22 protein-coding genes are annotated in these 20,490 nt (G+C 68.0%); 6 read left to right on the top strand and 16 right to left on the bottom strand.

Going from position 1 to position 20,490, the window contains the following annotated elements:
* Nucleotides 1-58: 58 nt before the first annotated feature.
* A complete protein-coding gene (locus tag FEF15_RS02265) occupies nt 59-1,213 on the bottom strand; it encodes an enoyl-CoA hydratase/isomerase family protein (RefSeq protein WP_163557467.1) in 1,155 nt (384 codons plus the stop codon).
* 19 nt (nt 1,214-1,232) lie between these two features.
* A complete protein-coding gene (locus FEF15_RS02260) occupies nt 1,233-2,399 on the bottom strand; it encodes an acyl-CoA dehydrogenase family protein (RefSeq protein ID WP_163557466.1) in 1,167 nt (388 codons plus the stop codon).
* Between the two features lie 273 nt (nt 2,400-2,672).
* Between FEF15_RS02260 and FEF15_RS02255 the strand changes: the two genes are divergently transcribed.
* Together FEF15_RS02255 and FEF15_RS02250 are read left to right on the top strand one after the other, a co-directional pair.
* Complete coding sequence (locus FEF15_RS02255; RefSeq protein WP_205598458.1) at nt 2,673-3,119, top strand: MerR family DNA-binding transcriptional regulator; 447 nt, start codon at nt 2,673-2,675, stop codon at nt 3,117-3,119.
* 51 nt (nt 3,120-3,170) lie between these two features.
* Nucleotides 3,171-4,871: an AMP-binding protein gene (locus FEF15_RS02250; RefSeq protein ID WP_163557465.1), complete on the top strand. Its 1,701-nt coding sequence runs from the start codon at nt 3,171-3,173 to the stop codon at nt 4,869-4,871.
* Nucleotides 4,872-5,039: 168 nt separating this feature from the next.
* On the opposite strand, the gene FEF15_RS02245 is transcribed toward FEF15_RS02250, so the two are convergent.
* The 4 genes from FEF15_RS02245 to FEF15_RS02230 all read right to left on the bottom strand — a co-directional run bounded on the left by FEF15_RS02245 (nt 5,040) and on the right by FEF15_RS02230 (nt 7,937).
* The gene (locus tag FEF15_RS02245) at nt 5,040-5,618 is read right to left on the bottom strand and encodes a hypoxanthine-guanine phosphoribosyltransferase (RefSeq protein WP_163557464.1); all 579 of its coding nucleotides are present in this window, start codon (nt 5,616-5,618) and stop codon (nt 5,040-5,042) included.
* Nucleotides 5,619-5,669: 51 nt separating this feature from the next.
* A complete protein-coding gene (gene nagZ, locus FEF15_RS02240) occupies nt 5,670-6,683 on the bottom strand; it encodes a beta-N-acetylhexosaminidase (protein ID WP_163557463.1) in 1,014 nt (337 codons plus the stop codon).
* Nucleotides 6,684-6,750: 67 nt separating this feature from the next.
* Complete coding sequence (locus FEF15_RS02235; RefSeq protein WP_163557462.1) at nt 6,751-7,269, bottom strand: L,D-transpeptidase; 519 nt, start codon at nt 7,267-7,269, stop codon at nt 6,751-6,753.
* Nucleotides 7,269-7,937 carry a TetR/AcrR family transcriptional regulator gene (locus FEF15_RS02230; RefSeq protein ID WP_163557461.1) on the bottom strand — a complete coding sequence of 223 codons (669 nt, stop codon included), beginning with the start codon at nt 7,935-7,937 and terminating at the stop codon, nt 7,269-7,271. Before FEF15_RS02230 ends, FEF15_RS02235 begins: the two co-directional genes overlap by 1 nt.
* Nucleotides 7,938-8,129: 192 nt before the next feature.
* Here FEF15_RS02230 and lexA point away from each other — a divergent pair, with 192 nt between their 5' ends.
* Nucleotides 8,130-8,774: a transcriptional repressor LexA gene (lexA, locus tag FEF15_RS02225; protein WP_163557460.1), complete on the top strand. Its 645-nt coding sequence runs from the start codon at nt 8,130-8,132 to the stop codon at nt 8,772-8,774.
* The gene (dinB, locus tag FEF15_RS02220) at nt 8,755-9,819 is read left to right on the top strand and encodes a DNA polymerase IV (RefSeq protein WP_163557459.1); all 1,065 of its coding nucleotides are present in this window, start codon (nt 8,755-8,757) and stop codon (nt 9,817-9,819) included. The genes lexA and dinB overlap by 20 nt, the downstream gene beginning before the upstream one ends.
* A gap of 3 nt (nt 9,820-9,822) precedes the next feature.
* On the opposite strand, the gene FEF15_RS02215 is transcribed toward dinB, so the two are convergent.
* A complete protein-coding gene (locus FEF15_RS02215; RefSeq protein ID WP_163557458.1) occupies nt 9,823-10,494 on the bottom strand; it encodes an energy-coupling factor ABC transporter permease in 672 nt (223 codons plus the stop codon).
* Nucleotides 10,495-10,514: 20 nt separating this feature from the next.
* Complete coding sequence (gene purU / locus FEF15_RS02210; RefSeq protein ID WP_163557457.1) at nt 10,515-11,369, bottom strand: formyltetrahydrofolate deformylase; 855 nt, start codon at nt 11,367-11,369, stop codon at nt 10,515-10,517.
* Between the two features lie 232 nt (nt 11,370-11,601).
* Here purU and FEF15_RS02205 point away from each other — a divergent pair, with 232 nt between their 5' ends.
* A complete protein-coding gene (locus FEF15_RS02205) occupies nt 11,602-13,194 on the top strand; it encodes a ribonuclease J (RefSeq protein WP_163557456.1) in 1,593 nt (530 codons plus the stop codon).
* 90 nt (nt 13,195-13,284) lie between these two features.
* Here the strand turns inward: FEF15_RS02205 and FEF15_RS02200 are convergent, their stop codons facing one another.
* The 7 genes from FEF15_RS02200 to mobA form a co-directional block, all read right to left on the bottom strand.
* On the bottom strand, nt 13,285-13,575 hold the full coding sequence (locus tag FEF15_RS02200) for an H-NS family nucleoid-associated regulatory protein (protein WP_163557455.1): 291 nt from the start codon (nt 13,573-13,575) through the stop codon (nt 13,285-13,287).
* Nucleotides 13,576-13,728: 153 nt separating this feature from the next.
* Nucleotides 13,729-14,721 (bottom strand): GTP 3',8-cyclase MoaA, encoded by a 993-nt coding sequence (gene moaA / locus FEF15_RS02195; protein WP_163557454.1) that lies wholly within the window; start codon nt 14,719-14,721, stop codon nt 13,729-13,731.
* 2 nt (nt 14,722-14,723) lie between these two features.
* On the bottom strand, nt 14,724-15,173 hold the full coding sequence (gene moaE, locus FEF15_RS02190) for a molybdopterin synthase catalytic subunit MoaE (RefSeq protein ID WP_163557453.1): 450 nt from the start codon (nt 15,171-15,173) through the stop codon (nt 14,724-14,726).
* A 2-nt stretch (nt 15,174-15,175) separates the two neighbouring features.
* Entirely contained in the window at nt 15,176-15,997 is an 822-nt protein-coding gene (gene moaC, locus FEF15_RS02185) for a cyclic pyranopterin monophosphate synthase MoaC (protein ID WP_163557452.1), read from the bottom strand.
* Nucleotides 15,998-16,009: 12 nt separating this feature from the next.
* Nucleotides 16,010-17,266, bottom strand: coding sequence for a gephyrin-like molybdotransferase Glp (glp, locus tag FEF15_RS02180; protein ID WP_163557451.1), 1,257 nt, complete (start codon nt 17,264-17,266; stop codon nt 16,010-16,012).
* A complete protein-coding gene (mobB, locus tag FEF15_RS02175; RefSeq protein WP_163557450.1) occupies nt 17,263-17,853 on the bottom strand; it encodes a molybdopterin-guanine dinucleotide biosynthesis protein B in 591 nt (196 codons plus the stop codon). The genes glp and mobB overlap by 4 nt, the downstream gene beginning before the upstream one ends.
* An 8-nt stretch (nt 17,854-17,861) precedes the next feature.
* Nucleotides 17,862-18,455 (bottom strand): molybdenum cofactor guanylyltransferase MobA, encoded by a 594-nt coding sequence (gene mobA, locus FEF15_RS02170; protein WP_163557449.1) that lies wholly within the window; start codon nt 18,453-18,455, stop codon nt 17,862-17,864.
* A 170-nt stretch (nt 18,456-18,625) separates the two neighbouring features.
* On the opposite strand from mobA, the gene FEF15_RS02165 reads away from it, so the two are divergent.
* Nucleotides 18,626-19,207 (top strand): cupin domain-containing protein, encoded by a 582-nt coding sequence (locus tag FEF15_RS02165; protein WP_163557448.1) that lies wholly within the window; start codon nt 18,626-18,628, stop codon nt 19,205-19,207.
* Here FEF15_RS02165 and FEF15_RS02160 read toward each other — a convergent pair.
* On the bottom strand, nt 19,198-20,457 hold the full coding sequence (locus FEF15_RS02160; RefSeq protein ID WP_163557447.1) for a uracil-xanthine permease family protein: 1,260 nt from the start codon (nt 20,455-20,457) through the stop codon (nt 19,198-19,200). The two genes, FEF15_RS02165 and FEF15_RS02160, sit on opposite strands and share 10 nt — an antisense overlap.
* Nucleotides 20,458-20,490 lie beyond the last annotated feature (33 nt).

The following is a 20,490-nucleotide window of genomic DNA, read 5'->3' as shown; positions in this document are numbered from 1 at the left end:
TAGCTCCTGAGTGTTGTTATCGGCTGAAATGCCAAACGCGAGTTGAGGACCGGCCGGGTCAACCGACGCGATGACCGCTGCCGAGGTCGCGCAGCGGATTCTCCTCATCCGACCACAGCGGCGTCATCAGCGCCAGAACGTCGGTTTCCGGCACGCTGGCGGCGTCACGATGTTGCCACTGCGGGTTCTTGTCCTTGTCGATCAGCAGCGCGCGCACGCCCTCGGCGATGTCCCCCTGGCGACAGCACTGCACCGACAGCGACAGCTCGTCGCGGAAGGCCTCGGCCAGGCCGGTGTGACGATGGCGTTCCAGCATGCGCCACACCAGATGCGCGGAGAGCGGGCTGCCGGCGGCGAGGCGCGCCCGGTTGGCGACAAGCCAGTCGTCGTCGCGGGTGTCGGCGAGAATCCGTGCCACCGCGCTGGGCGCGTCGATCTGGCCCACCAGCTGCTGGATATGATCGAGGTGCGGCCACACCTGCCCGGCCGGTGCCGACTCGCGCGCTTCCTGCCCGTCCAGGGCGCCCTGGACGGCCGCGCGCAGCGCCTCGGGCGAGCGAGTCCCGTAGTCCGCGGCGGCCAGGGCGTCGAGCAGCGCCTCGCGCCGCTCGCGGGGCACGAAGTGATCCGCCATGCCCAGGTCCAGGGCGTCGCGGGCGTTGAGCTGGGCGCCGGTCAGGCCCAGGTAGGCCCCCACGCCTGGCGGCATGCGGTTGAGGAACCAGCTCGCTCCGATGTCCGGGTAAAGACCGATGGTGATCTCGGGCATGGCAATGCGCGTGGTCTCGGTGACCAGGCGCTGGAAACCCCCGGCCATGAGGCCGAGCCCCCCGCCCATGACGATGCCGTCGCCCCAAACCAGCAGCGGCTTGGGATAGGTATGGATGCGATAGTCGAGCCGGTACTCCGTGGTGAAATAGGTCTCGGCGAAGACACTGTCGCGGCCTGACCCACGGTTCTCGCCCTCTTCGGTCATGGAGCGGTAGAGGGCCACGATGTCGCCACCCGCGCAGAACGCCTTGTCGCCGGCGCCTTCCAGCCACACCGCCACGATGCTGCGGTCCACTGCCCAGGCGTCGAGCTTGGCGTCGAGCTGACGCGCCATCTCCAGCGACAGGGCGTTGAGCGACTTGGGGGCATTGAGGGTGGCCACGCCGATCCGGCCACCGTCCCGGGTCGGCAGTTCATCGAAGATGACCGCAAGGTCCGTCATGCTCGTTCTCTCCTGGTTGTTATTGCAGGGCTTCGATCACGCCGTCCGCCAGCAGGCGACGGGCCACGATCAGACGCATGATCTCGTTGGTGCCCTCGAGGATCTGGTGCACCCGGGTATCGCGCACCAGGCGCTCCAGCGGGTACTCCTTGATATAGCCATAACCGCCGTGCAGCTGCAGGGCCTCGTTGCACACGTTGAAGCCCATGTCCGTGGCATGGCGCTTGGCCATGGCGCAGTAGGCCGTGGCCTCGGGGTCGCCCTGATCGAGCCGCCAGGCGGCATGACGAACCATCAGGCGCGCGGCGGTGAGCTCGGCCGCCATGTCGGCGAGCTTGAACTGCAGCCCCTGGAAGCTGGAAAGCGACTGACCGAACTGCTTGCGCTCGGCCATGTAGTCCCGCGCCAGGGTCAAGGCATGCTGAGCGGCACCCAGCGAACAGCTGGCAATATTGAGTCGTCCGCCGTCAAGTCCCTTCATGGCGAACCGGAAGCCCTCGCCCTCCTGACCGAGGCGGTTGGTCACCGGCACGCGCACGCCGTCGAAGCTGATCAGGCGCGTGGGCTGGCTCTTCCAGCCCATCTTCTCCTCGTTCTTGCCGTAGCTGACGCCGTCGGCATCGGCCGGCACCACGATGGCGGATACCCCACCGGCACCGCTGCCCGCCTCGCCGGTGCGCGCCATCACCACCAGCACCTGGGTCTCGCCGGCGCCAGAGATGAACATCTTGGAGCCCGAGATCACATACTCGTCGCCCTCCCGGACCGCCTTGGTGCGCAGGCTGGCGGCATCCGAGCCCGAGCCGGGCTCGGTGAGGCAGTACGAGCCCAGCTGCTGCCCTGCTATCATGTCCGCGACGTGGCGCTCGCGCAGCGCCTCGTCGCCCCAGGTGGCGATCATCCAGGTAACCATGTTGTGAATGGTCAGGTAGGCGGTGGTCGAGATGCAGCCCTGGGCGAGCTGTTCGAAGATCAGCGAGGCGTCGAGGCGCGACAGCCCCAGACCGCCCTGCTCCTCGGGGGTGTAGATCCCCAGAAAGCCCGCCTCGCCGGCCCGGCGAATGACGTCGACGGGGAAATGCGAGGTGGCATCCCACTCGGCGGCATGCTCGGCCAGCTCGGCCTTGGCGAAGTCGGCGGCCGCCTGAACGAGCGCCTTCTGGTCATCGGTCAGGGAAAAGTCCATCGGGGGCATCCTCTTGGTATCTACATACGCGTGGTTACGAAACGCGCATGGTTTCGACAGTGGGTTTCGACATGGGGACGGCAGCGAGACGGTCGACGCCGAGCACCAACACGCCAGCAGCGGGTCGATGCGGACCAACCTAGCACTTGCTAGGTTTTAGCGCATACCACCCTTAGTCGACAACCACTTTACGTTAACGTCAACGTCGTCTAGTGTTGCGAATACGATGGTGGACAGCCGCACGGCGCACCACCCGGCTACAGGACAGCAGCAATGATGATTCCCAGCCCCGACGCCCATGCCTCGGTCAACGGCAGCCTCCCCCGCCAGCGCCGCACCTACTCCATCGGCGAACTGGCGCGCATGTTCGAGGTAACGCCGCGAACCATCCGCTTCTACGAGCAGGAGGGCCTACTGGCCCCCGAGCGGCGCGGCCAGACGCGGATCTACCACGAGAAGGACCGGGTGCGCCTCAAGCTCACGCTGCGCGGCAAGCGGCTGGGCTTCTCGCTCGCCGAGATCCGCGAGGTGATCGAGATGTATGACGCCATGCCGGACGGCAACGCCCGCCAGCTCAAGCGGCTGCTGGAAATCCTGGCCGACAAGCGCGCCAACATGGAGCGCCAGCTCGAGGACATCCGCCTGATGCAGCGCGAACTCGACGACGTGGAAAGCCGGGCCCGCGAGGTGCTGGACCGGCTTGCTCGTCAGGACGCCTGACGCGCGGCAAACGGCGCCACCCTTTTCGCAACAACAAGACGGGTAACATCAATGACACGCCAAGACGCTCACAAGGTAGATAACAGCTACGTCAGCGGCATCAGCGACACGCCGCTCAAGGGCCAGACCATCGGCGACTGCTTTGACGAGACCGTCGCCCGCTTCCCCGATGGCGATGCCCTGCTCAGCCTGCACCAGGGACTGCGCTACACCTGGAAGGAGCTGCAGCAGGCGGTGGACCGGGCCGCCCGCGCCCTTCTCGCCCTGGGCGTGAACAAGGGCGACCGGGTCGGCATCTGGTCACCCAACTGCGCCGAGTGGACCATTACGCAGTTCGCCACGGCGAAGATCGGCGCCGTGCTGGTCAACATCAACCCCAGCTACCGCACTCATGAGCTGGAGTATGCGCTGAAGCAGTCTGCCACCTCCACTCTGATCTTGCAGGGTCAGTTCAAGACCTCCGACTACGTGGCGACCCTGGCCGAGCTGGCCCCGGAGCTGCGTGACGGCGCGCCGAGCACCTTCTCCAGCGCCAAGCTGCCCGAGCTCAAGCGCGTGATCTGCCTCGACGCGGATCGCGCCCTGACCGGCATGCTCAGTTGGGAGAGCATGCTGGGGCATGCCGATGAGGTCTCCGCCGAGCACCTCGCCGATATTCAGGCCACCCTGCAGTTCGACGAACCGATCAACATCCAGTACACCTCCGGCACCACCGGTGCGCCCAAGGGCGCCACCCTGTCGCACCACAATATCCTCAACAACGGCTTCTTCGTGGCCCGCACCATGGGCTTCACCGAGAAGGATCGCCTGGTGATCCCGGTGCCGCTCTACCACTGCTTCGGCATGGTGATGGGCAACCTCGGCTGCGTGACCCACGGCGCCACCATGATCTACCCCGGCGACGGCTTCGAGCCCGAAGCCACGTTGCGCGCCGTGTCGGAGGAGAAGGCAACGGCCCTGTACGGCGTGCCCACCATGTTCATCGCCGAGCTGGAGCACCCGGACTTCGCGCGTTTCGACCTGTCCACCCTGCGCACCGGGATCATGGCCGGCTCCATCTGCCCCATCGAAGTGATGCGCCAGGTCATCGACAAGATGCACATGGAAGACGTCACCATCTGCTACGGCATGACCGAAACCAGCCCGGTGAGCTTCCAGACCCAGACCGACGCTCCGCTGGAGAAGCGCGTGACCACCGTGGGCACCATCCACCCGCACCTGGAGGTCAAGCTGGTCAGCCCCGAGACCGGTGCCGTGGTGCCGCGCGGCGAGACCGGCGAGCTGTGCACCCGCGGCTACAGCGTGATGCTCGGCTACTGGAACAACGAAGAGGCCACCGCCAAGGCCATCGACAAGGCGGGCTGGATGCACACCGGCGACTTGGCCACCATGGACGACGAGGGCTACGTGGCGATCGTCGGGCGCATCAAGGACATGATCATCCGCGGCGGCGAGAACATCTACCCGCGTGAGATCGAGGACTTCCTCTACACCCACCCGGCGATTTCCGATGTCCAGGTGATCGGCGTGCCCGACGAGAAGTACGGCGAGGAAGTGATGGCCTGGGTCAAGCTCACCGACGGCCAGCAGCTCACCGCCGACGAGCTCAAGGCGTTCTGCAAGGGCCAGATCGCCCACTACAAGATCCCGCGCTACGTGAAGTTCGTCGACGAGTTCCCGATGACCGTCACCGGCAAGATCCAGAAGTTCAAGATGCGCGAGGAAGCCACCCACGAGCTGGGGCTGGCCTGACAGGTTCGAGGTTCGAGGTTCGAGGTTCGAGGTTCGAGGTTCGAGGTTGGCAACGCTAGTTACTGCTGGATGGAAAACTAGCCCCGTGAGCATGGCTCGCGGGGCTTTTGATTGCAGGGAGAGGAACGGGGCCCCTTGTACCTCGCCCCTTGTCCCTGCCCGAAGGGCCTACAGCCCCTTGGGCGCAAAGATCCCCGGCGCATTGCGCCAGTAACCCTTGTAGTCCATGCCGAAACCGAAGACGTAGCGGTCGGCCACCTCCAGGCTGCAGTAGTCGGCCTTGAGGCCGGGCACCGCCTTGCGGTCGTGGCGCTTGTCGACCAGCACCGCGGTGGAAATGCTCGCCGCTCCCGCCTCGCGGCAGTAGTCGAGAATCGCCGCGAGCGTCGCCCCCTCGTCGAGGATGTCGTCGACGATCACCACGTGACGGCCGGCCATCGGCACTTCCGGCGAGACCCGCCAGAAGAGTTCGCCGCCGCGAATGCCACCGCGGTAGCGCGTGGCGTGCAGGTAGTCGACCTCGAGGGGGAAGCCCAGCCGGGTGAGCAGGTGACCGGTGGTGATCAGACCGCCGTTCATCACGCAGTAGAAGACCGGCAGGGTATCGCCCAGATCGGCGGTGATGGCCGCAGCCATGCGATCTAGCGCCGCTTCCACCTCGTCGTGGGAGATCAGGCAGTCGGCGGTCTCCATGACCTCGCGCATGGTAGCCAGGGAGTCATGGATATCGGGTTCAAGCTTGGGCATGCAGGGAACTCGTCGGGCAGTCGGGTAAGTAAGATGTCAGGCCGCGGCGGCTCAGTGGCCGGCCATGGCCTCGAGGCGGGCGTGCACCCGGCGCCAGCGGCTGAGGGCCGCCAGGGCTTCCAGCTCCGGGCGCGCACGGCCGTAGCGCAGCCGCCGGGCGGGGCGGAAGCGCCGGCCGCTGCAGGCATCGAGCGCTTCCAGGGCGGCGGAGCGGTCGTTGCACACCAGCACCGCGTCGCAGCCGGCGGCGAGTGCCGCCCGCGCCCGTTCGCGCGGCCCGCCGGCGACGCTGGCCGCCGCCATGCCGAGGTCGTCGGAGAAGAGCGTGCCCTTGAAGCCCAGGGTCTCGCGCAGCATCCCCAGCCAGCTGGCCGAGAACCCCGCCGGGCGGGCATCGAGGGCGGAATAGATGACGTGAGCCGGCATGATGCCGTCGAGGCGCGCCGCCAGGGCGGAGAACGGCACCAGGTCACGACGCTTGAGCTCGGCCAGCGGGCGGTCGTCCACGGGCATCTCGAGGTGGGAATCGGCCGCCACCCCGCCATGGCCGGGAAAATGCTTGCCCACGGCGGCCATGCCCGCCTCGTGCAGGCCGGCCACGAAGGCGCCTCCCATGGCGGCCACGGTCTCGGGGTCGGCCCCGAAGCTGCGATCGCCGATCACGCTGGAGAGGCCCACGTCGACGTCGAGAACCGGCGCGAAGCTGAAGTCCAGGCCGCAGGCCGCCATCTCCATGCCCAGCAGCCAGCCGGTATCCTGGCAGAGTCGCAAGGTGACCTCGGGGGCCACGGCGAAGTCGCGGCCGATGCGCCCCATGGCGGGCAGGCGGGTGACGCCCTGGCGCAGGCGCTGCACGCGACCGCCCTCTTGGTCGATGGCGAGCAGCAGGTCGGGCCGCACCCCGCGAATGGCATCGCACAGCGCGCGAACCTGCTGAGCATCCTGGACGTTGCGCCCGAACAGGATCACGCCGCCCACTTCGGGGCGCGCCAGAAGCTTACGCTCCTCCACCCTCAGGCGGGTGCCTTCCAGGTCCAGCATCACCGGGCCTAGGGAATGGGTCATGGTAGGAATCCTTGGGCCACAGGGGGTCGATTCTAGCCCAGTGGGCGGCGAGTGTCAGCGACTCGCCTCAGTCGTGCACCCACACCGGCGTACCCGGCACCGCCAGGTCGAACACCGCCAGCAGATCGGTGTCGCGCAGGCGAATGCAACCGTGAGAGCGTGGCTCGCCCATGGGCTCGCTAGGCGGCGTGCCATGCAGGTAGATATAGCGCCGCTGACTGTCGACGTCTCCCCCGCGATTGATGCCCCGCTCCAGCCCGCAGAGCCACAGGATGCGGGTGAGAATCCAGTCACGTCCCGGGTGAGCGGCAGCAAGAGCTTCGCTGTAGACCTCCCTGGTGAAGCGGCGCCCACGGAACACGGCGCCAACCGGCAGCCCGTCACCGATGGCGGCGCGCACATAGTGCCAGCCCAGCGGCGTCTGGCCGCTGCCTTCCCGCTGGCCGGTGCCAGCCGCCCCGGTGGAGACGGCATAGCTCGACGCCGGCGTGTCCCCCCGCCACACCACCAGGCGCTGGGCCGGGATATCGACCTCCAGCCAGGGCGCGCCGGCGGGCGGTAGCGTCTCCAGCCGCGGGGTGCGCATCAGCTGGCCTCGGCGCGGTTGGCCATCGGCGCCTCCGGCAGCGGCGCGTTCAGGGCCGCAACCACCACGGGGCGCAGGCGCCGGACCAGGTCGCGCACCGAGACGTGCTCGCCGTAGTCCTTCTCGGCGATGTCGCGCAGCGCATCCAGGCCCGAGAGCGTGAAGATCACCGTGCCCAGCACGAAATGCAGCCGCCAGAAGCGTTCGGCATCGGGCAGCTCGGGGGTGGCGCGGCGCACCAGTTCGGTGAAGCGGGTGAAGACGCTGCCGTACTCCTCCTGGATATAGCGGCGCAGATGGCCCTGGGCCTGGCTGTAGGCGAGCCCCAGCAGTTTCATGAACACCTTGAGACTATGGCGCTCGGCGGGCACCTCCAGCACGGTGCGCGCCATGGACTCGAGCAGCTCCTCGAGGGGGATGGTGCCGTCGGGATGACGCGCCTCGAGCGCGTCCAGGGCACCGTGGAAACGCTCGGTGAAGGGGTCGAGGTAGCGGGCGAAGACCGCCTGGATCAGGGCCTTCTTGGAACCGAAGTGATAGTTCACCGCGGCCAGGTTGACCCGCGCCTTGCTGGTGATGGTCCGCAGCGACGTTTCGGCAAAGCCGCGCTCGGCGAACAGCACCTCGGCGGTATCGAGAATGCGCGTGACGGTATCTGTCTGGGCCATGATCCGGGCCTCGATGGAAACGATTGTTTGAAACGTACAGAAATCCTACGCGAATACAGGTGCTCTCTCAACGCCGGATTGGAGCATCCTGTTTGAAACGCCAGGGACCTGGCGGCCGGGTGCCACCTCACTTACTGGATGAACTTCCATGCTGTATACTTGACCAATAAAGCAGCGCCAGCCGGAGGTCGCATGACTCGCCCCCTTACGCCACGCCAGCAGCACGTCTTCGACTTCATCGTCAAGACGATGAACGAGCTGGGCTATCCGCCCACACGCGCCGAGATCGCCCGGGCACTCGGCTTTCGCTCCCCCAACGCCGCCGAGGAGCACCTGCGGGCCCTGGAGCGCAAGGGCGTCATCCGGGTGATGCGCGGCACCTCGCGAGGGATTCGCCTCGCCATGGCCGAACCCGAGCCGCCGCCTGACAGCGGTACCGAAGGTCTGCCGATCATTGGCGAGGTGGCGGCCGGCAGCCCGGTGCTCGCCGCCGAACACATCGACCGCTACTGCCCGCTGCCGCCGGAGTTCTTCACCCCCCGCGCCGACTACCTGCTCAAGGTACGCGGCCTCTCCATGAAGGATGCCGGCATCCTCGAGGGCGACCTGCTGGCCGTGCACCGTACCGACCAGGTGCGCGACGGGCAGATCGTGGTCGCTCGCCTCGAGGACGAGGTGACCGTCAAGCGCTTCCAGCGCCACGGCCACCGGGTGACCCTCGCGGCGGAGAACCCGGACTTCGCCCCCATCGAGGTGGACCTGCGTCACGAGGCGCTGGAGATCGAGGGGATCGGTGTAGGCGTCATCCGCGGCGGCAATGGCAACGCCCTCGGCTGATCGCAAGATCCTGCACGCCGACTGCGACTGCTTCTACGCGGCGGTGGAGATGCGCGACGACCCGCGGCTGCGCGAGGTGCCGCTGGCGATCGGGGGCCGCGCGGAACAGCGCGGAGTGATCGCCACCTGCAACTACCCGGCCCGCCAGTACGGCATCCACTCCGCCATGCCCACGGCCCGGGCCCTGCGCCTCTGCCCGCACCTCAGGTTGCTGCCGGGCGACTTCGACAAGTACCGCGAGGTCTCGCGGCAGATTCAGGCGATATTCCACGAGCTCACTACGCTGGTGGAGCCGCTGTCGCTGGACGAGGCCTTCCTCGATGTCAGCGAGGTGACCCGCTTCGCCGGCAGCGCCACCTGGATGGCCCAGTGGCTCAAGGAGCAGAGCCTGGCGCGCACCGGCATCACCGTCTCGGTGGGCGTGGCGCCAAGCAAGTTCCTGGCCAAGATCGCCAGCGACTGGGAGAAGCCCGACGGCCTCACCGTGATTCCCCCCGAGCGCGTCGCGTCCTTCGTGCGCGAGCTGCCGGTGACCAAGCTGCACGGGGTGGGCCCGGCCACGGCCGCACGGCTCAGCGCGCTCGACATTGCCACCTGTGCCGACCTCGAGCGCCTGCCCCTTGAGACCCTCCTCCAGGAGTTCGGCAAGTTCGGCCGGCGCCTCTTCGAGCTCGCCCGCGGCATCGACGAGCGCCCGGTACGCGTGGAGCGCGAGCGCAAGTCGGTGAGCGTGGAGACCACCTTCGCCCGCGACCTGCCCGACCTGGCGCACTGCTGGGAGGCGCTGGCGCCGCTGTGCGAGCGGCTCGAGGCGCGCCTGGCCCGCCACGGCCACCCGCCGGTGGCCGGGCGCTTCGTCAAGCTGCGCTGCGACGACTTCCGCCTCACCACCCTCGAGGAGCGCAGCGGTGAGCCCGCCCTGTCCGGCTTTCTCGGTCTGCTCGACCAGGCCTGGGCGCGGCGCCAGCGCCCCGTGCGCCTCCTCGGCGTCGGCGTGCGCCTCGTGTCCGAGGACGCCCGCCGTCAGCTGACGCTGCCGCTGTAACCGTCACTTCGTGTCGATATAGCGATGGTCATTGAACGTCGCCACCCAGCTCGGGTGGTAGACCATCAGAATGCTCAGCAGCATGCCGGTGATGAACGCCTCGGAGGGCATCAGCAGCGGCAGGAAGAGCGCATACTCGCGGGCCAGATGGATCGCCTCGGGGTCGGTGGCGCCGAGCATGACCAGCCCCAGCCCGGCGAGCCCGGTGCCCAAAGTGGCCAGCGCCGCCCCGAAAAAGCCGCACACGAAGAGAAATACCATCAGGTTGTCGGGCAGCCGGCGGTCGACCAGCCGCCACACCAGCACCGTGATCAGTGCCGGCACCACGCCGGTGATCAGGATGTTGACCCCCAGAAGCGGCCAGGCCGTCCTGCCCAGCACCACCAGGGAGAGATTGACGATCAGGTTGGTGGCCAGCGCCAGCGGCGCCTTGAAAACGAGCGTCAACAGCGCCGTGAACATCAGGTGCAGGGTCAGCCAGTCCACCGCCTGGGCACGCAGCTGCCACAGCAGGAGCACCGCCACCGTGGCCGCCAGCCAGCGATGCTGCAGGCCGCTGTCGGTCAGCAGTGCCTGCCAGGGGCGCTGCGCCAGGGCGAGCCCCACCACCGCCAGCGCCACGACGCCGGCCAGCAGCAGCAGCCAGGGCTCGAGCAGGGTCTCGGAGAAGGTCACGGCTGCCTCCCACGGTGATGTCAGGCGAACACCACCGTCTTGTTGCCATGGATGAGCACGCGATCCTCCAGGTGCCAGCGCAGGCCCCGCGCCAACACGGCCCGCTCCACGTCGCGACCGAAGCGCACCAGATCCCCGGTGGTATGACAGTGGCTCACCCGGTGGATGTCCTGCTCGATGATCGGGCCGGCGTCCAGCTCCTCGGTCACGTAGTGGCAGGTCGCCCCGATCAGCTTGACTCCCCGGGCATGGGCCTGGTGATAGGGGCGAGCCCCGGCGAAGGAGGGCAGAAAGCTGTGATGGATGTTGATCACCCGACCGGCATGGCGACGGCACACCCCCGGCGGCAGGATCTGCATGTAGCGGGCCAGCACCACGGTATCGGCGCCCAGCGCCTCGAGGCGACTTTCCACCTTGGCAAAGGCCGCGTCCCTGTCATCGGCAGGTACCGGGACATGGTGGTAGGGCAGCCCGTGCCACTCCACCAGGCCGCGCATGTCGTCGTGATTGGAGATCACCCCGACGATATCCCCCTCGAGTTCGCCGGCCGTCCAGCGATACAGCAGATCGACCAGGCAGTGGCGCTCACGGGAGACCATCACCACGACTCGCGGGCGATGGCGGGTATCCCGCAGTGCCCACTGCATGTCGAACTCCCGCGCGACCGGCGCGAAGGCCTCGCGCAGTTCATCGGCGGTCATACCGATGGAGTCGGCGAGAATCTCGTAGCGCATGAAAAAGCGCCCCGACTCCAGGTCGGAATGCTGGCTCGCCTCGGTAATGGAGCCGCCGTGCCCGGCAATGAAGCCGGACACGCGGGCCACGATGCCGCGACGATCGGGACAGGAAACAACCAGGCGATAGTAGTGGGGCATGGCGGCCAACGCTGTGCAGTTCGGGAGGAACGGGGCAGGCATTGTAGCGAAGATGCCGCCGCCTTGGCAGCGCCGGGGCGGAGCGGATTGTGGAGCCGCGGGGCCATCCCGTATAGTGAAAGACCCATTGATCGACCCAGAACTGCCGATGCATCCACCCCGTGTGACGATCCGCCCCCGCCGCCGCCCGCCCTTGCATTACCTCCCCCTGGGCGGCTGCGGAGAGATCGGCATGAACCTCGGACTCTACGGCCACGAGGACGCCTGGATCGCGGTGGACTGCGGCATGATGCTGCGCCAGGACCTGCCCGACACCCCCCTGCAGGTACCCAGCGTCGAGACACTCGAAACGCTCGATATCACGCCCTCGGCGCTGTTCATCACCCACGGCCACGAGGACCACATCGGCGCCGCGGCCTGGCTGTGGCCGCAATGGGGCTGCCCCATTCACGCCACTCCCCTCGCCGCCGGTCTGTTGCGCACCAAGTTCGTCGATCGGGGGCTCTCAACCGATGCCATTCGGGTGATCGAACCCGGTGAGGCGCTGGAGTGCGGCGCCTTCACGATCCGCTTCCTCCCGCTCACCCACTCCATTCCCGAGAGCTGCGCCCTGCTGATCGCCGTGGGCGACTACCGCGTGCTGCACACCGGCGACTGGAAGCTGGACCCGGAACCCCTGATCGGACCGCCCATCCACGGCGACCGCCTGCGCGCCCTGGCGCCGCTCGACCTGGTGGTCGGTGACTCCACCAATGCCCCCCTGCCCGGCCATTCGCGCAGCGAGGGCGAGGTGGCACGCGCCCTGGAGCGCACCCTGACCGACTGTACCGGTCGCGTGGTGGTGAGCTGCTTCGCCAGCAACCTGGCGCGACTGCTCGCCGTGGCCCAGGCCGCCGAGCGCTGTGGCCGACGAGTCAGCCTGATGGGACGCGCCATGGAGCGCATGGTGGGCGTGGCGCGGGGACTGGGGTATTTTGACGACATGCCGCCCCTGGTGCCGGTGCAGGACCTCGGCTACCTCCCCCCGGAGGAGGTGCTGGTGATTGCCACCGGCAGCCAGGGGGAGCCGCGCGCGGCCCTCAACCGGCTGGCCAGCGGCCGCCATGCCAGCTTCGAACTGCTGCCGAGCGACACCGTGATCTTTTCGGCCAAGGCGATACCCGGCAACGAGCCGCTCATCGAACGCCTCAAGCACCGCCTGCGCCAGCTCGGCGTCACCATCTGGGACGAGTTCAACCATCCCGAACTCCACGCCTCCGGCCACCCGGCTCAGGACGAACTGCGTACCCTCTACGGCTGGGTCAGGCCCCGCCACCTGCTGCCGGTACATGGCGAGGCGCGCCACCAGCGGGCGCATCGCGAGCTCGCCGAATCGCTGGGCATCCAGGCCCCGCTGTCGCCGGTCAACGGCGACCTGATCCGCCTGGACGCGGACGGCCTGAGCCGGGTGTCGCGCCACCCGCAGCGCCCCTGCATCGTCAGCCAGGATGGGGTCGCGCCCCTGCCCGGCCTGGCCGCCGAGCACGGCTCGTCGCGCCATGGCATCCTCTACCTCGCCATTCCCGTCGCCGCAACCGGCAGCGGCTGGACGCGCCTGGGCCGCCTGATGCTGGATGCCCATCACATGCGCCCGCTGGATGAGGACGCCTTCAGCGACTGGCTGGACGAACGACTCGACAGCCTGACGGCCGAGACCCTCGCCGAACTGCGCCTGCAGTTGCAGCCCGTCATTACCGCCTGGCTGAGCGAGCGGCTGCGTCAGCTACCCGACGTGCACCTGCAGTTGATGGCCGTGGAATCCCCCGCCTTCGACGCCTCGCGCTGAGCCCCGAGTCCCTGGCCCTGTGGCCAGCAAGCAAGGGGGCCGACCTGACGGCCGGCCCCCGATGGTACGCCACGCTGGCGCGCCAGGCGCTCAATTGCCGTTGGCATTCTTGGGAGGCCGACCGCGACGCCGACGCGGCGGCTCCCCCACGAGATCCTCCACGGAGAGGCCGGCATCCTGCATGGCCTCGCGAATCTCGGCCAGCTTTCTTTCCTTGTCCGCTTCCTCCTGCTCGCGAAGCTTCTCTTCTTCTTTCTTCTGCTCGATGACTTCGCCAATGACATCGGAAAGCTTGTGCAGCTGCTCCATGCTCAACTGACGGGCAGCGGCTCGAGCCACGTTCTTGTTGCGGGCGATACGCTCCAGGGTTTCGCTGGACATTGGCCTCCTCCATGCAGGAAAACGACAAAAGAGCCTGATGGCTTTCTCGTCAAAAGTATATGCGTTGACGGCGCCTTGGCAAGAAAAGGTGCATAAAAAAACACCGCGGGTTTTCCGCGGTGTTGGTCGTTCGACAGCATTGTCCGGGAGCGATTATCCCCCGGTCATGTTCATGAAGCGCACTACCTGAACATCGCCGTCGGTGGTGAAGTGGTGGCGTTCCGGCTTGAGGGGCATGGCGTTCACAATGGCTTCCTTGAGGGCGTCGAGATCCCCCGGATGGCGGCGCAGTACCGCACGAAGATCCACTGAATGCTCGTTGCCGAGACACAGCAACAGCCGCCCTTCCACGGTGACACGAACGCGATTGCAGCTGGCACAGAAGTTGTGGCTGTGCGGCGAGATGAAACCGATACGCGTCTCGCTGTCGGGCATGCGGAAGTAGCGCGAGGGTCCGAGTGTACTCTCCGCCGTGGGCAAGAGCGGATAGCGCGCCTCGATCAGGTCCTGGACCTCATCGCTGGAACAGTAGGTCTCGGCTCGGGAATGGTCGGAGACATCCCCCAGCGGCATCTCCTCGATGAAACTGATGTCCAGCCCCTCGTCGCGGGCGAAGTCGACCAGATCCATCACCTCGTCGTCGTTGCGCCCCTTGAGAATGACGGCATTGAGCTTGATGCGCCCAAAGCCGGCATCGCGGGCGGCGCGAATGCCGGCCAGCACCCGCTCGAGATCACCGGTGCGCGTGAGGCGACGAAAGCGCTCCGGATCCAGCGAATCCAGGCTGATATTGAGGCGCTGGAGACCGGCATCGCGCAGGGCGACGGCGTGCTTGCCGAGCCCTGCCCCGTTGGTGGTCATGGCGAAGTCCTTGAGCCCGGGAAGCGCACCGATCTCCGACACCAGATGGCCAATGTTGCGTCGTACCAGCGGCTCCCCGCCGGTGAGGCGAATCTTTTCCACCCCCAGTTCGACGAAGGCGCGCGCCACGGTGGCAAGCTCCTCGAGGGTGAGCACCTGAGCACGAGGGAGGAAGGTCATGTCCTCACTCATGCAGTAGACGCAGCGAAAATCGCAACGATCCGTCACCGAGATCCGCACATAGCGAACGCGGCGGCCGAAATCGTCGATCAGCTCCCGATCCATTCTCATGTCTCCCAGCGGCTGGCATCCCGTTGGTCGGACTCGCGCTCGGCGACCCAGTAGTCACCGCTGGCGCTGTGTTCCTTTTTCCAGAAAGGCGCCCGGGTCTTGAGATAATCCATGATGAAATCACAGGCCTCGAAGGCCTCGCGTCGGTGCGCGCTGGCCACGACTACCAGTACGATAGGATCACCCGGGGCCAGCCGTCCAACTCGGTGGATCACGCTGATTCCCTGCAACGCCCAGCGCGCCTCGGCTTCGCTCACGATCTCGCCGAGCGCCGCCTCGGTCATGCCGGGATAGTGTTCCAGGGTCAGGGCATTGACCTCCGGTCGCTCGTTGAAGTCGCGAACCAGCCCCGTGAAGCTCACCACGGCACCAATATCCGAGCGCCCCTCGAGCAGGGCGCGCTGTTCCGCGCCGGCATCGAAGGGCGCCTGCTGTACCCGGATCATGGTCAGCCTCCCGTGACCGGCGGAAAGAAGGCCACTTCGTCGTCGTCGGTAATCGGCGTAGCATCCACCGCCATCACCTGGTTGACGGCACAGAGTACCCGCCTCTTGGAGAGCCGCGTGAAGCGCGCGTCGCGCTCGATCAGCGCCGCCTTGAGCCCACCCACGTCCGCCGTAGGCAGGTCGTCGAGGGGCACGGTGAGCTCGCTGACCCCGAGGCTCTCGCGCAGCTCAGCCAGGCACTTGACGCGCACGCAGTGGGCCGACAGGTCGCAGCGCGACCCCACCGACACTTCGCCAGCCGCCCCCTCGCCGGTGACGATCGGCGCCTCGGGAGGTGCCACGCTGGCCTCCGGTTCGCGCCGATAGTCGCCGGAACGGCCACCGCTCTTGGCGTCCAAGTGAATGGCGCCGATCTCCATGCTCTTGTCCACCGCCTTGCACATGTCGTAGAGCGTCAGGCACGCCACGGAGACGGCGGTCAGCGCCTCCATTTCCACGCCGGTGCGTCCGTTCAGGCGGCAGGTGGCACTCACCTCGACCCGCGAGCTCTCCTCGTCGAGGTGAAAATCCACGCTTACCTTGGAGAGCGGAAGAGCGTGGCAGAGAGGGATCAACTCATGGGTGCGCTTGGCCGCCTGGATGCCGGCAATGCGCGCCGTGGCCAGCACGTCCCCCTTGGGCAGGCCGCCCTCGGCGAGCAGTGCCAGGGTTTCCGGCTGCATGGCAATGTAGCCGGAGGCGGTCGCCTCGCGGCGGCTTTCCGGCTTGTCGGCGACGTCCACCATGTTGGCTTCGCCGCGCTGGTTGAGATGGGTCAGGGTCATGTCCGCAACGCCTCAGAACAGGTGATCGGATAACGGTTGCACGGTGACGGGCTGGCCGCAATCGACGCCGTCACGCTCGGCATCGATCTCGATCAGGCAGTCCGCGGCCACCATGGAAGTGAGAATGCCGGATCCCTGCCGGCCGGTACTGCGCACCCAGAGGCGGCCCTCGGGGTCGCTTTCCAGCACCCCGCGCAGGAAATCCACGCGCCCCGCACGGCTGGCGAGCGCCTCGCCGGCCAGGGCGGTCAAGCGCCGTGGCCAGGCGTCTCGCACCCCCTGCAGGCGCCTCAGCAGCGGGGCGACGAACTGCAGGAAGGTGACCATGGCCGCCACCGGGTTGCCGGGCAGCCCGAAGAAGGGCGTTCCCGACTCCCCGAGTCGTCCGCAGGCGAGCGGCCGGCCCGGGCGCATGGCGATCTTCCAGAAGCCCAGTTCCCCCACTTCGGCCAGCGCCGCCCGCACCCGGTCCGCCTCGCCCACCGAGACGCCGCCACTGGTGATCACCAGGTCGGCCTCGTGGGCTGCCGCGGCGAGCGCCGCAACGATCCGAGGCTGGTCGTCGGGCAGGATGCCCAGGTCGATGACCTCCCCACCGCACTCGGCCACCAGGCCACGCAGCGAAAAGCGGTTGGCGTCGAAGATGCCGGCCGGCGGCAACGCCTCGCCCGGCGCGGTCACTTCGTCACCGGTGGAGAAGAGCGCCACCCGCGGGCGGCGGTGCACAAGGGCACCGGCCAGCCCCAGGGAGGCCAGCAGGCCGAGTTCGGCGGCGCCCAGGCGCACACCGGCGGCCAGGGCCGTGGCGCCGCAGGCAATGTCCTCGCCGGCCGCGCGCACGTTCTGGCCGGTACGTACGCGATCGGGGTGACGCACCCGAACGCGGCCGGCCGCCTCGTCGAGCTGCTCGCGCATGATCACGGTGTCGGCGCCCGCGGGCAACGGGGCGCCGGTGGTAATGCGCACGCACTCGCCGGGCGCCAGCGGTGTCGGATGACAGCGACCCGCGAAGACCTCGCCGACCAGCGGCCAGCTCTCGGGAGGCGTTTCCCTTGCCGGCCACGCCAAGGCGATGCCGTCCATGGCGGCATTGGTGTTCTGGGGAGCGTCGATGGGCGAGATCAGCGATTCAGCCAGCACCCGGCCGTGAAGGTGCGCCAGGGGCTGCCACTCGGCGGGTAACGGCGCCACGGCCAGCGCGGCCGTGGCCTCGCACGCTTCGGCCACGCTCAGCATGCGCTCACCGAGATCGAAGCAGGAGAGGCTCATGCCTGCTCCTCCGCCAGCGGGCGTGGTCTTTGCTCGTGCGGCCAACGCGCCGGCCAGGCGGCCACCCAGTCGGCGATCGCCGCCAGGTCGTCCAGAGCCAGGGCGTCCACACCCGGGGGCAGTGCCAGCGGTTCGGCACTGGCCACCGCCTTGATCCAGGGGTCGGCGTCCACACGCAGGGGCTTGCCCACGGCCTCGCGGTGCAGGGCCAGCTTGGGCAGAGGCCACGCCTTGAACCCCTCGACCAGCACCAGGTCGGGGCACTGGAGGCGCACCATCGCGATCAGCTGGGCCAGGTCGGCTTCCTCCTGATCGGGCGTCTCCATCATCAGCGCCAGGCGCGCCCGCGAGGCGACCAGCATGGGGGAGGCCCCGGCCTGACGCAGGCGGTGGCTGTCCTTGCCCGGCTGGTCGACATCGAAGGCGTGATGCGCATGTTTGATCACCGCCGTGCGCAGCCCCCGTTCGGCCAACTGCGGCAACAGTTGCTCGAGCAGGGTCGTCTTGCCGGTGCCGCTCCAGGCCGCGATACCCAGCAGGGGCAGGTCGTCGTCGAAAGGCAGGGGCGCGTCGATCACGACACTCATGGCAGGCGTCACTCCTCGCTCAAGCGCGCCTCGAGGCGCTGCTTCTCGTCGTCGGTGTTGAGATTGGCGAAGGCCTCGGGACAGTCGCTGAAGTCGACCGCCTGCCAGTAGTGGCGGGCGTACCAGCGGTCGATCTTGCGCTCGCCGCCCGCCAGGGCCGCGCCCAGGTCCTCGGCCAGGGCGGTGCGAATCAAGGCCACCACCGGGTGGAGCCGTTCACCGTCGTGGGCCACGGCGATATCGGCGTCGCCGATACCCGCCACCAGCCGTGCCACCAGGTCGGGCGGGAGTGCCGGGCTGTCGCAGGGCACCACCAGCACCCAGGGGGTGGCGGCGGCACACAGGCCACTGTAGATGCCCATCAGGGGCCCCTGGAAGCCTGTCTCGCGGTCGCGTACCACCCGCTCGGCCAGCGACTCGTAGTCCGCCAGGTGACGATTGGCATTGATCCACACCGCCGCCACCTCCCCTGCCAGGCGCGCCTGCACATGGGTGACCAACGGCCGTCCGGCAAAGGGCTCCAGCCCCTTGTCGCGCCCGCCCATGCGGCGCCCCTGGCCGCCGGCGAGAATCAGGCCGGTCACTTCCTGTCGTGGGTTCATCGCCGCTCCTGCTCGACCGCTCGACATCTCGCCCCATGATGCCTCAGCGAGCGTCGGCGTGCCACGCCCGCCGCGGTGCGCCATGACGTCGGTCATCTGCCATGGAGATGGAGCGCCTCGAGCGGGTATCATCCGTCAAACAAATCGAACGCTTGACGGCAGACAGAGCAATGGAAGGATTCAATGTGGGCGGACGCCTGCGAGAGCTGCGCCAGGCGCGCCGGCTCTCCCAACGTGAGCTGGCCAAGCGGGCCGGCGTCACCAACAGCACCATATCCCTGATCGAACAGAACAGCGTGAGCCCCTCGGTGAGCTCGCTGAAGAAGATCCTCGACGCCCTGCCGGTGTCGATCAGCGCCTTCTTCGCCGGCGATCAGCCGGCGGCGCCGCGCCACTTCTACAAGGCCGAGGAACTCACCGAGATCGGCGACGGCTATCTCTCCTGGCGCCTGGTGGCTGCTCGGCGCCCCGGGCGCAGCATCTCGATCATCCACGAGCGCTATCCCTCCGGCGCCGACAGCGGCGAGGAGATGCTCGAACACGAGGGCGAGGAAGGCGGCGTGGTGATCGCCGGCGAGATCGAGATCACCGTGGCCGGCGACGTCCAGGTCCTCGGCCCCGGCGATGCCTACTACTTCGACTCGCGGCTGCCCCACCGCTTCCGCAACCCCGGCGAGACGGCGTGCGTGATCGTCAGCGCCAACACGCCACCCTCCTTCTCCGACGCCGGCCGCGAGCAGCATCATGCGTGAGCGGGCGGGGTGTCCTCCTCGCTGCCCGGCAGCACCCAGTTGAGCACGATGCCCACCAGGGCGGCGAGGCTCACGCCCTGCAGGGTGAATTGGCCCCCGCCGAACTGCATGCCGCCGATCCCGAATACCAGAATCAGTGACACCACCACCAGGTTGCGCGGCGCGGTGAGCGAATGGCCGGCGCGCACCAGGGTGTTCATGCCCACCACGGCGATGGAGCCGAACAGCAACGTCATGATGCCGCCCATCACCGGCCCGGGAATGGTCTGCAGCAGGGCGCCGAGCTTGGCGATGAACGCTAGCGCCACCGCCAGGCAGGCCGCGACGATCATGAACTTGGGATTGAAGGCGCGGGTCAGGGTCACCGCCCCGGTCACCTCGGAGTAAGTGGTGTTGGGCGGGCCGCCGAACAGGGCCGCCGCCGAGGTCGCCAGGCCGTCGCCGAGCAGGGTGCGGTGCAGGCCGGGCTTGTCGAGGTAGTTCCTGCGCGTCACCGAGCCGATGGCGATCATGTCGCCGATGTGCTCCACGGCCGGCGCGATGGCCACCGGAATCATGAAGAGGATCGCCGCCCAGTGGAAGCTCGGGGCCGTGAAGTTGGGTAGCGACAGCCAGGCCGCGTCGTGCACCGGCGTGAAGTCGACCACGCCCATGATCAGGGCCAGGGCATAGCCGCTGACAATGCCCCCCATGATCGGCACCAGGCGCAGAAGGCCGCGGCCGAACACTGCCAGCACCAGCGTCACCAGCAGGCTCGCCATGGAAAGCAGGATGGCCCGCCCGTAGCCGATGTGATCGCTAGTCTCGCCGGTGGCCATGTCCACCGCCACCGGCGCAAGGGCGAGGCCGATCACCATGATCACTGGCCCCACCACCACCGGCGGCAGCAGCCGATGCAGCCAGGCGGTGCCCTTGAGGCGCACGAACTGGGCGATCGCCACATAGAGGAGGCCGGCGGCGAGCAGCCCGCCGAGGGTCGCGGAGATGCCGAAGCTTGCCACCGAACCCTGGATGGGCGCGATGAAGGCGAAGGACGAGGCGAGAAAGACCGGCACGCTGGCGCGGGTCACGCCGTGAAAGATCAGGGTGCCGATGCCGGCGGTGAACAGGGCCACGCTGGGATCGAGACCGGTCAGCAGGGGTACCAGCACCAGGGCGCCGAAAGCCACGAACAGCATCTGGGCCCCGGTCAGCAGGGTACGTGGCAGGGAGTCGGCTGGCCTCGTCGCGGCCGCTGCGTGGTCGGTCATGGGAGCGTCTCCAGGTCGTCAGGTCGGGCGGTT

The sequence above is a fragment of the Halomonas sp. NO4 genome (genome assembly GCF_010994375.1).
Taxonomy (GTDB): Bacteria; Pseudomonadota; Gammaproteobacteria; order Pseudomonadales; family Halomonadaceae; genus Halomonas.
This window is presented reverse-complemented; position numbering and strand designations above follow the sequence as displayed.